The 11244-nt window shown below is 47.1% G+C and carries 10 protein-coding genes; 7 read left to right on the plus strand and 3 right to left on the minus strand.

Features of this window, described 5'->3' with window-relative positions; genetic code table 11:
* Positions 1-47: 47 nt before the first annotated feature.
* From CWO13_RS04325 to CWO13_RS04355, 7 genes are all read left to right on the plus strand, one after another.
* Entirely contained in the window at positions 48-932 is an 885-nt protein-coding gene (locus tag CWO13_RS04325; protein ID WP_102431983.1) for a LysR substrate-binding domain-containing protein, read from the plus strand.
* A gap of 102 nt (positions 933-1034) precedes the next feature.
* The gene (locus CWO13_RS04330) at positions 1035-1919 is read left to right on the plus strand and encodes a carbohydrate ABC transporter permease (protein WP_108082588.1); all 885 of its coding nucleotides are present in this window, start codon (positions 1035-1037) and stop codon (positions 1917-1919) included.
* 23 nt (positions 1920-1942) lie between these two features.
* Complete coding sequence (locus CWO13_RS04335; RefSeq protein WP_102431985.1) at positions 1943-2890, plus strand: carbohydrate ABC transporter permease; 948 nt, start codon at positions 1943-1945, stop codon at positions 2888-2890.
* 6 nt (positions 2891-2896) lie between these two features.
* The gene (locus tag CWO13_RS04340) at positions 2897-4177 is read left to right on the plus strand and encodes an extracellular solute-binding protein (protein ID WP_102480813.1); all 1281 of its coding nucleotides are present in this window, start codon (positions 2897-2899) and stop codon (positions 4175-4177) included.
* Positions 4178-4281: 104 nt separating this feature from the next.
* Positions 4282-5790 carry a CehA/McbA family metallohydrolase gene (locus tag CWO13_RS04345; protein ID WP_108082589.1) on the plus strand — a complete coding sequence of 503 codons (1509 nt, stop codon included), beginning with the start codon at positions 4282-4284 and terminating at the stop codon, positions 5788-5790.
* Positions 5780-6514: an HAD family hydrolase gene (locus CWO13_RS04350; protein WP_108082590.1), complete on the plus strand. Its 735-nt coding sequence runs from the start codon at positions 5780-5782 to the stop codon at positions 6512-6514. The genes CWO13_RS04345 and CWO13_RS04350 overlap by 11 nt, the downstream gene beginning before the upstream one ends.
* Positions 6515-6571: 57 nt before the next feature.
* A complete protein-coding gene (locus CWO13_RS04355; RefSeq protein WP_102431989.1) occupies positions 6572-7708 on the plus strand; it encodes an ABC transporter ATP-binding protein in 1137 nt (378 codons plus the stop codon).
* A 114-nt stretch (positions 7709-7822) separates the two neighbouring features.
* Here CWO13_RS04355 and CWO13_RS04360 read toward each other — a convergent pair whose 3' ends face one another.
* From CWO13_RS04360 to manA, 3 genes are all read right to left on the minus strand, one after another.
* A complete protein-coding gene (locus tag CWO13_RS04360) occupies positions 7823-9238 on the minus strand; it encodes a fructose-specific PTS transporter subunit EIIC (protein ID WP_108082591.1) in 1416 nt (471 codons plus the stop codon).
* A gap of 13 nt (positions 9239-9251) precedes the next feature.
* Entirely contained in the window at positions 9252-9692 is a 441-nt protein-coding gene (locus CWO13_RS04365) for a PTS sugar transporter subunit IIA (RefSeq protein ID WP_017069783.1), read from the minus strand.
* 259 nt (positions 9693-9951) lie between these two features.
* Entirely contained in the window at positions 9952-11169 is a 1218-nt protein-coding gene (manA, locus tag CWO13_RS04370) for a mannose-6-phosphate isomerase, class I (protein WP_108082618.1), read from the minus strand.
* Positions 11170-11244: the final 75 nt, after the last annotated feature.

The raw sequence follows: 11244 nt of genomic DNA on the forward strand, positions 1-11244 counted from the left end.
AAACCTGACTGAAGTATTTTTCACTTTTATTTCAATCAGGTGAAGCCATGTTACCCCCTCTACGTGCCCTTGTTGCGTTCGAAGCTGTTGCCCGCCTCGGTTCTATTGGCGCTGCTGCGCGAGAGCTTTGTGTTACGCAAGCTGCGGTGAGTCAGCAGCTTAAAAGTTTAGAAATCTTTCTCGATACCACACTGTTTGAACGCAGCTCCAAAGGCGTAAAGTTGACGTCGGCTGCCCAACATTATCAACCGATTGTTGCGGGCTCATTGGCTCATCTGAAACTACAGACTCAAATCCTGTTTGGGGAAAAAGAAACCGACGTTTTGAGCCTGCGCGTTAATCACACCTTTTGCCATAACTGGCTGCTACCTCGCCTGCCATCTTTTTATCAAAAATACCCTTTTATCAGGCTCGATATTCAGCTGGTGGATTGGCCATCAACCAACCCTTGTCAGAATGTCGATATCGAGCTGACCAACGGCAAAGTCGAAAGCGAAGACACCCATTGTGAGCGACTGTTTCAAGAACACTGGCAGTTAGTGTGTAGCCCTCAATTCAAATCCGATCATCAAGAATTACTCAGCAAGCATGACTTTGCTGCTCTGCCGACGGTTCAGGTGAAAGGCTACCGAGAGAACTGGCTGCAATGGCTTGGGCATAACCAATTCGAGATGACCTTACCTAAGGTTCTGCTCGAAGTGAGTAACTCTCTGCATGCCTTAGAAGCGGTTAAACATGGCATTGGAATGTTGCTCGTACGCTCGCTCGCGGTGTCTGAATTGCTCAAGAAAGAAGACCTTGTGTTGGCAAACGAATCCTCGATGCCTGCCGAATCTGCCCACTATCTGATTACCAAACACAGTCGCAGCGCCAAGGTGAATTTCTTCTGCGATTGGCTCTATCACCAAATGGAAGACGGTGAACTGGAGTAAAGATTTTCTAATGGGTAGCCATAAAAAAAATGAAGGGCGCTCTTACTAACCTGTCACACAAACCCCTTAATTTAACCGCATACAAATAAGGACGAGGTCACCATGAGTGCTTTCTCAGAACCAATGAAAAACCGCTTAAAGGTACTGCTATTTACCGCACCGTTGTTGGTGCCACTGTTTACTTTTTGGCTCGTACCATTTGGTTATTCGATTTACATCAGCTTCACCGATTGGGATTACATCTCGCCAGATTATTCGTTCATCGGTTTAGAAAATTACGAGTATATGGTTGAGGACTACGAGTTCATCCAAGCGATGCTCAATACGTTTTGGTTCTCAGTCGGCGTGGTGATCCCCACCATTATTCTTGGTCTGGTGTTTGCCATGTTGCTGCACAAAAACTTTAAGGGTAGCCAGTTTTACCGTGCGGTGATCTTCTCACCTTGGATTACACCAACGGTGGCAGTTTCGATTGTGTGGTCTTGGGTATTTGAGACCAAATCGGGCTTGGCAAACCACTTATTGGAGTCTGCAGGGTTTAGCGCGATTCCATGGTTAGAGAACGGAAACACAGCCTTGATTGCGGTAATTATCGTTACGGTGTGGCAGGCGATTGGTTGGACGATGTTGTTTTACATCAATGCGATCAACAAGATTCCAGAGTCACTGTATGAGGCTTCTTTGATCGATGGTTGCAGTAGCTTAACGCGCTTTTTGAAGATAACGCTGCCCCTGATTTCTCCAACCACATTCTTCTTAGTGGTGGTCAATATTATCACTGCAATGCAGGCGTTCGATCAGTTCCAGATCTTAACGCAGGGCGGGCCGGGTGGTGAGACTCGTACCTTGTTGTACTTATTCTACCAACAAGCATTTGAACGTTACGAAATGGGACCTGCAGCCGCGACATCGTTAGTGATATTCCTGATTACTGGATTGTTGGCACTTATTAATACCTACATCGGCAAGCGCTGGGTGTACTACTAGTCGATTTTTGAAAGGACAGAATTATGACCACACAAGTATTGGATGCCAATCAAGTATTAAATCAGAGGGCAGCTACAACCAAAGTTAAAGCCCAAACCAAAGCGACGAAATCAGAGGTTGCGTCAAAGACAAATTCAGTGGATCGCCGTTCGTTCCTCGCACTGGCTAAGCACCTGTTCTTGGCAACCTGTGGAACCATCATGGTGTTTCCGTTCTTATGGATGCTGTCTGGCTCGCTGAAAAGCAACGATGAGATCTTTGCTAACCCGCTGGACTTGATTCCAGAACATTTCCGTTGGGAAACCTTTGTCGAAACTTTTCACAGTGCGCCGTTTGGCTTGTACATCTTCAACAGCTTTAGCGTGGCTTTGTTTACGACTCTATTGGTGATTGTGAATTCCGCGATGTTTGCATACGCGCTGACTCAGCTGAAGTTTCGTTCGAAGACAGTGCTCTATTTCATCGTGATGGGCTGTTACATGCTGCCAGGCGCAGTGACTTATATTCCGTCTTATATCACCTTGGCAAAGCTGGGTTTGTTGGATTCTCACATGGGCTTAGTCGCGTCGAACGCGGCGTCGGTTTTCGGTGTGTTCTATTTACGCCAAGTGTTTATCAAGGTGCATCCGTCGCTGATTGAAGCGGCACGAATTGATGGTGCAGGTGAGCTCAAGATCTTATGGGCAATCATCTTACCGCAATGCCGAGCAGCAGTCGCAACACTGTTCCTCATCACTTTTATTACCAATTACAACAGCTACATGTGGCCGAGTCTGGTGATTACGACTCAGGATTTAAACCTGATCGCGACTGGTATTCGTCACTACTTTATTGCCGAAGGTAACTATGGATTGAACTGGTCGCAAATCATGGCGGCGAGCACCATTGCAGTATTGCCTTTGTTAATTCTATTCGTCATTTGTCAAAAGACGATTCTTTCAGGTATCGCCGATAACGGCGTAAAAGAGTAAACGGAAATGAAACTAAAAACTCTCGCACTAGTGTGTGCTGGCGCAGCAAGCGCGTCTATGTTCTCTAGCAGTGTTCTTGCCGCAACCGAAGTTAACTTTTGGTATTCCGGTGGTACTAAGCCACAGCAAATGATGACTAAGCTCATCGAAGAGTTCAACGCGAGCCAAGATGAGTATGTGGTGAAGCCTGCATTGCAAGGTAATTACACGGAAACCTACCAGAAGCTGCAAGCTGGTTTAGCGTCGAAAACGGCACCTGAACTTGTGCTATTAGATTCAGGTCGTGCGGAAGCGATGCACGGGCGTGGTTTGAGCCGTGACTTAACGCCGTTCATGGATGAAGAGTTCAACTTCTCTGATTTCATTGGTGCGTTTAAAGACCAAGTGACCGCAGACGATGGCACCATCATCGGCTTACCTGCTTACGGCACTACTCAAGTGTTTTACTACAACAAGCAAGTATTGGCAGATAACGGCTTTACTGAGCAAGACCTAAATACATGGCAAGGCGTGGCTAAGGTCGCGGGGAAAGTTACGCAGCGTGATGAGAAAGGCAAAGTGACTTTTTACGGATGGGAGCCAATGTGGGGCCAAGACAACATGATTGACGCGGCTTTCTCTAACGGTGCGAAGATCATCAGTGATGACGGAAAAACCGTGTTAATCGACTCGGCTGAATGGGTTGAGGTTTGGGACAGTTTCCGTAAGTGGATCCACGATGATCAAATCATGCGAATTCACTACGGCGGTCAAGGCTGGGAATACTGGTACAAAACCATTGATGACGTGATGAAAGACAACGCACTAGGCTACACCGGTTCATCGGGTGACCAAGGTGATTTGGACTTCACTAAGCTTTCGGCAACCACACAACCAGGTTGGGGCTCAAACCCTTCTGCGCCACAAGCGGGTGCGTTGGTTTACGTGATGCCAAAAGGCACAGACGAAGCGGCAGCAAAAGGTGCATTCGAGTTTGTTGAGTTCTACACCAACGCGAAAAACACCGCGGCATGGTCGATGTTTACGGGCTACATCCCAGTGCGTAACAGCGTTTCTGAAGTTCCAGAATACCAAGCGTTCACTAAAGATAACCCACAAGCTCTGATCCCGCTAAAGCAAGCGAACACGGCGACCAAAGATTTCCTAGACCCTACCAACGGTAAGATCATGGATGCGCTTAAGGTGGCTGCAGACCAAATTCAAATCCAAAACGTGCCTGCTGACAAAGCGCTAAAACAAGCGGCTAAGAAAGCACAACGTGCGCTAGACCGAGCGAATCGTTCTTAATCGGTAAAGTGGTTAAGACTATCTTTGCATGCTTAAAGGCCCATCTTTTCGGGTGGGCCTCTTTTTGACCCAGTCCTTCAATTAGGACGAATTTGGTGAAGACAATGACCCAATTTCAAGGTGAGCTGCCGTTTGGCAGAGTACGTATCCCCTTTGATGTGCCAGCAGGTTCTCACTGCGTAACGATTACCGGTACGACGGTGCAAAAAGGATTCTTGTACGCAGCGGCATACGATGCCAACCAAGCGTTTCGTGGCAAGGTGTTGTTTGAAAAGGCGCACAAGTCACTCACGATCCAACCGCAAAACTCTGGGCTAGGCGCGATTGATGGTGCGATTCCATCGGGCGAGTGGTTCTTAGAACTTTACAACCTTGAAGGTGAGTTTCGCACCGAGCGTGCGATGCAGTATCAAGTCGATGTGCTTTACTCTGATGAGTTAGTTAATCATTCTAATGAGCTAGGTACTGACGGAATTGAGAGTGAGCTAGAACTGAACCCAACGGTCACAACTGATCACGATATCGAGTTTGATTACAGCCACATGCTGAGTTCTGATTCCCGTTGGTATCGTGGCGACTTACACGCTCACACTCAGCTTTCTGATGGCCACAATACTTTGGCTGCGGCCAAAGACATCGTTGAATCACAAGGGCTCGATTTCTTCTTCTTCACTGAGCACAACATCTGCCAGCCGAAGCTACCTATTTCCAAACAGTGTTTGTTCTTACCGGCGTTAGAAGTCACGACTGATCTCGGGCATTTCAATGTGCATGGCCCGGTTAAGTCTTTGGATCTCAGAAACGTTGAACACAGCAGCCAAGCGACGATGGAAGCTGGATTGAGCTTAGCTAAAAGTGGACACAATGGCGGACACAGTTCCCTTGGCATTAATCACCCGATGATGAAGCCGTGGCATTGGCATTACGATCAAGTCGAACCCAACCAAGTGTCGACGTTTGAAGTGTGTTGTGACCCAACTTGGTCGACCTCGCCAAAAGCAACCGAAGAGGCGTTATTGGTTCTCAATGAAATGTGGAATTGTGGCCAGCGCATTACCGCGATTGGTGGCAGTGATTCACATCTTGAACCGCATGAACGCAATCCTAAAGCGGATGAGCCCTCTATCTACGGTGACCCATCTACATTCGTTTACAGCCATGGTTTGAGTGGTGAAGGTATCTTGTCTGGTTTGCGTAATGGGCAAGTTTACCTAGAGCGCCGTTGCGGCTTGAAGTTTGATATCAACTTAGGTGATTTGATGCCGGGCAACGACTCTCAAGGGCAGGCTCTCACTTATCGTATCGCTGTCACTGATTCAGAAAACCCTTACTACGCTGAGTGCGTGGTGGATGGCGAGATTGTTGACCGAATCGCTCTGAATGATGAGCTGCAAAGTATTCATATTGATGAAGGCTACCGTTGGTGCCGAGTGGATATTCGTCGCGGAGAGCTTTCTTCAACGTTAATCAACAGCCCTCAACCCGTACCTGACGAACGTGAGTTTGAAGGCTGCATTAACGCCGTATTCGACGGCAAACAACCAGAATTTAACCAACCCCTAGTGCGTACTTGGGGAGAACTAATGGAGCGAATGAGCCGTGATGAAGTTTAAGGCGATGTTATTTGATAAAGACGGCACATTGTTAGAGTTCCACAAAATGTGGCTTAACGTTTCTCGTGGTGCTTGTGAGCGTGTGAAATCTTACAGTGACCAGCATCAAGGTAATCAAACTGTCACACCTGCTGAGTTACTCTTGGCCATCGGTGTGGAAGGTGATGTGGTTGATAACTATGGACTATTAGCCTCAAACCCAGTGGAAGACACCGCAACAGCGTGGTTCAACATGCTGCAACCAAATGTCTCACTCGCTGAGTTCACCAAGTTGACCAAAGCCGCTTTCAATGACGAAGTGGAAGAGAACCCAAGCTGGATTGAAGCCCTACCGGGAGTGGCTGAAAAGCTGAGTCTGTTTAAGCAGCAAGGCATGATTTTAGGCATCGCGACCGCAGACACCAAAGACTCAACGATCTACACACTAGAGCAGTCGGGTTTAAGCGAGATGTTTGATTATGTTGGTTATTCCGATGGTGATATCGAACCTAAGCCAGCACCAGCACTGCTCAATGCCTTCTGTGAGCAGTGCGGTATTGAACCACATGAAGTGATCATGTTTGGTGACACGGTTTCAGATATGGAGTTTGGCCGCAACGCAGGTGCAAGCAATGTCGGTGTTCTGACGGGCACTGCACAACACAGCGAGTTAGAGCCAGTGGCGGATCTGGTTATCGCATCAGTCGCCCATTTTGAGCTCAACCAACTGCAAGAACGTGGCTAAAGCGTGTCACACCAGATTGCAAAGATAGTATTTAACGAATTGATTTAAGGACAGGTTATGGCTGAAGTCACACTGAGAGGGGTAGAGAAAACTTACCCAAATGGTTTTAAGGCCGTGCACGGTGTCGATCTGAATATTCGCGAAGGTGAATTCATGGTGTTTGTTGGGCCGTCTGGCTGCGCAAAATCCACCACACTTCGTATGATCGCAGGCCTTGAAGATATCTCAGAAGGCGATGTCTACATTGGCGATAAGCGTGTGAATGAGCTGCCACCTAAAGATCGTGGCATCTCGATGGTGTTTCAGAACTACGCGCTTTACCCGCACATGTCGGTGTACGAAAACATGGCTTTTGGCCTTAAACAACAGAAGCTGCCAAAGCATGAAATCAATGAGCGAATTGAAGATGCAGCCAAGACTCTCGATATTGAACATCTGCTAAATAATAAGCCGGGTGAAATGTCGGGCGGTCAAAGGCAGCGTGTGGCTTTAGGTCGTGCGATGGTGCGTAAGCCGGATGTCTTTTTGTTTGACGAGCCGTTGTCTAACTTAGACGCAAAGCTACGTGTGTCGACTCGTGTCAGCATTGCGCAGCTGCACAACAACCTGAAGCAAGAAGGGCAGAACGCCACCATGATCTACGTGACACACGATCAGGTGGAAGCCATGACTCTTGGTGACCGGATCTGTGTATTGAATCAAGGTGAGATCATGCAAGTCGATACGCCAATGAATCTTTATCAGTACCCAGCCAATAAGTTTGTTGCAGGCTTTATTGGTTCGCCAGCGATGAATCTTATCAAGGTGAGAGTGGACGAGATTGACGGTGTGATGAACGTGATATCGGAAAGTGGTACACGTTGGACGCTACCACAAGATAAGCAGGCTATCGCCCGTGAGAAACTCGGTGAGTGGTTGTGGTTTGGTGTTCGCCCTGAGCATATCCAATTGGCCAACCACGATGCCCCATTGTCGGAGGTGAATACTCAAACGCACAGGCTAGATGTTGTTGAATCCATGGGTAATGAGCTGTATCTCTACTTCAAACTCGGTGCTGACAAGCTGGTGGCTCGTGTACCTTTCGATGCAGATCGAATTGCAAACAGCGGTGAAGAGACAGTGCTCCACTTCAATACGCTACAGTGTCACTTATTTGATTTGGAAACCGAAGAGACGCTCGTTCCTAAGAGCTGATTCTGTTGCTCCTACGAGTTATTCTGTAAAAAGAAATCCCCATTCATTGACTAGACGAATAGGGATTTTAGTTACTAGGGGGTAGTAATTTTTATCTTCTAACTTGTTTCAGGTTTAAATAGCCACCATGTCCGCGGCTTTCTTCATCGCTTCTTTGGTTGAACACTCAATCACATTCGCGTTTGCAAAGCGGTGAGCGTCTTTCACTTGGATATCGTGAGCTAAGATAACTAGCTTCGCGTTCGCTACATCTAGGTCGGTGATGCGGTTCTGAATACCGTTTTGACCTTGAGTTTCTACCTTGATCTTAAGGCCTGCTGCTAAGCCTGCTTTTTCCAGTGCTTTCGCTGCCATGAAGGTGTGTGCAACACCTGAAGGGCAACATGTTACTGCTACGATGTCGTACTCGCCTTCGCCTGCTACAGGTGCTGTTTGAGCTTGAACTGGCGCTGCTTCAACCATGTCGTCTTCTGTTTCTACTGCGACTGGTTTCCAGAAGCCAACGATAACCGCTGTGGTTAGCGAGCCAAGTGCAATACCTACTACGTACATTGGAATGTTACTAGATACTGGCGCAGTGATTAGGCCGCCCCAAGGTGCGTGAAGTAGAACGTCTGTCATGAAGCCAAACACACAACCCACGATACCACCGGCAACGATTGAAGGAAGTACGCGCATTGGATCATTCGCTGCGAACGGGATAGCGCCTTCAGAGATACCGATAGAACCCATGATTGCTGCAGCTTTACCTGCTTCTTGCTCTTGTTTAGAGAACTTGTTTTTGAATAGGAACGTTGCCAATGCCATGCCTAGAGGTGGTGTACAAATCGCGATGCCTACGCCGCCCATTAGCCACGGTTGTGTGTCTACTTGAGTTTGAGCAAATAGGGTCGCTACTTTGTTGATAGGGCCGCCCATATCAAACGCAGTCATACCGCCAAGGATTGTGCCCAGAACCATCTTAGATGCGCCAGCCATTGAAGCTAAGAACTCGTTCATAGAAGACATGAACAGTTTGATTGGCTCACCGATGCCCCAAAGAACGATACCTGCAGAGATTAACGTGCCTAGAAGTGGGTAGATGAAGTAAGCACCCAGCGCCGTCATGTTCGCAGAAAGCGGGATCTTCTTAAGTTGGAACACCACGCCACCGGCGATAAAGCCTGCCACGATACAACCAAGGAAGCCGCCGCCCATGTCAGCCATGATGCCAGAAGAGATCATCGCAGGAGCTAGTGCGGGTTTGTCTGCAATTGAGTAACCAATAAAGCCGCCAAGAATGATTGGGAAAAGAACAAGGCCCTTGATACCGATATTAGAGATGTCTGCCAGCAAACCTTCTGCTGGTACTGCACCTTTGCCTGATGCCATTACCGCTAAGGCCAATAGAACACCGCCAGCTACGATGAAAGGCAGCATGTGTGAGGTTCCGAAAAGCAGGTGGCCTTTCATGGTACTAAGGATTTTTTTAAAGTCGCTACTACTGTTTTTATTATTGGTATTCGTAGCTTGAGTTGTTAGGGTGCTCATAATTTTCTACGCCTTATGAATTAATTAAAATATTAAGGATCTGTTGTTCGTCTTTTGCGTTATGGATATCTTGAATAAATTCATCGCTGAATTTTCCAAATAGTTCTTGTAGTACATAAATATGATGGTCAGCACCGTTATCCGGAGAGGCAATCATAAAAAATACGGTTGGATTGATGCCGTCTTCATCGCCATACTCGATACCTTGACGCTTAACACCGACAGCAATGGCAGGCTCAGTTACAGCCTTGCTTTTTGAGTGTGGGTAAGCGATGCCGTCCATGGAGGTGATGCTTTGAGATTCACGAATTTCAATGTCTGCCAAGAAGGCTTCTTTACTGCTGATTCGGTTGTTCTCAAATAACATGCTTGCCAATTCTTCAAACAGTTCTTTTTTATTATTCGCTTTAAGGTTGTTATTAATTAAGTTGACGTTAGTTAGCTGTGTGATCATTTATTAACTCATTCACTCTTGAAGTTCTTGAATTAAAATTAATGGATTAACCCGATTCGCGAAATAGCAAATAAAAGCCCTTCACTGTACATTTGTATCCAGCAAAATTAAGTGTGATTTGCATCATTCATCCAGTGTGAGATGGGTCATATTTGATGGCGTTTTGGATTAGGTTTTTGACACGCTAATAGCCTTCGTCACAAACAAAAATGCCCCGCAAAAGCAGGGCATGAACAGTGTGTACTGAGTTCTGAGGGAGTTAGCTGTAAGCGCGCGCTACGCGTCCAGCGCAATCCAGTTTGTAACTCTCAGCATAAGCCGGAACGAATACCGAATGGCCTTTCTCTATCACGCAGGTTTCACCACATTGATGAGTGAGCACCATAGACTCGTCGAGCGGCAATAGGATCTCGGCACCTTCGGTCGTGATCTGGCGTTGATGCGAATTTTGCACGATAGAGAACTTAAAATCCTCGACAGGGATTTGGTATTCCATCACATCACCTTGCTCAATCGGGCTGAGCAATAATCTATCCGCGGGCTTTTCGTTAAATCGTGTACAAGAAACCAGTTCATTCACGTCCATGTACTTAGGCGTTAACCCAGCACGCAGCACATTGTCTGAGTTCGCCATGATCTCTAAGCCTGTGCCCTTGATGTAAGCGTGAGGGGTTTCAGCATCCAGATACATGGCTTGCCCCGGTTTTAGGGTAATCACGTTCAATAGCAGCGGAGCGAACAGGCCGACATCACCTGGGTATTGAGCTTCAAGCTCTGAAATCAATTGGAATACACGTTTATCTGAAAGCTTAGCCTTCATCAGCAGCATGGTTAACGCCATGCCTTTTTGCTCGCCTTCCAGAGACAGCAAGCTTGCAAAGAAGCTGGCTAATCCATTGGGAGTTTGGTCGCCCGCGAGATCGTTCACCATCGAATGCAACTCTGGAATATCAAGGTAATGGAAGTGCTCAAGGATCTCGCTGATTGATCTAAAACCATTCATCGCCGTGTAGTCGGTTAAGGCATACACCAGTTCTGGCTTGTGATTGGCATCCTTGTAGTTACGGTTGCCCGCTGTCATCGGAATACCTTGCTGTTCTTCTAGTGCATATCCAGATTCCGCTTGTTGTTTGTTTGGGTGCACTTGAACAGACAGTGCTTTCTCCGCCGCCAACACCTTGAACAGATACGGTAGCTCACCAAAACGATTCGCCACTTTCTCACTTAGAAACAAGTTTAGGTTCTTAGAAATCAAGCTCGACAACGTGGTTTGCTGACCATTGTCAGTGACCATCGAACAACCATTCGGGTGAGCGCCCATCCAGATCTCTGCTTGTGGCTCACCAGACTGGTTATCAATACCAAACAGTTGGCTAAACGAAGAAGGACTCCCCCATGCGTAGTTTTGAATCACGTTGGTCATAGGGTAGAAAAAGCGTTGTACGAACGAGTCGTTCGCTAAAGAAAAATCAGACATCGAAATCACCATGAAGGGAAACATGGCTTGAGCTCTATTCGTTCCTAAAAAACTATTAGCTACTAAAAACAGTAG

The sequence above is a fragment of the Vibrio sp. ZF 223 genome (assembly GCF_003050585.1).
Classification (GTDB): domain Bacteria; phylum Pseudomonadota; class Gammaproteobacteria; order Enterobacterales; family Vibrionaceae; genus Vibrio; species Vibrio crassostreae.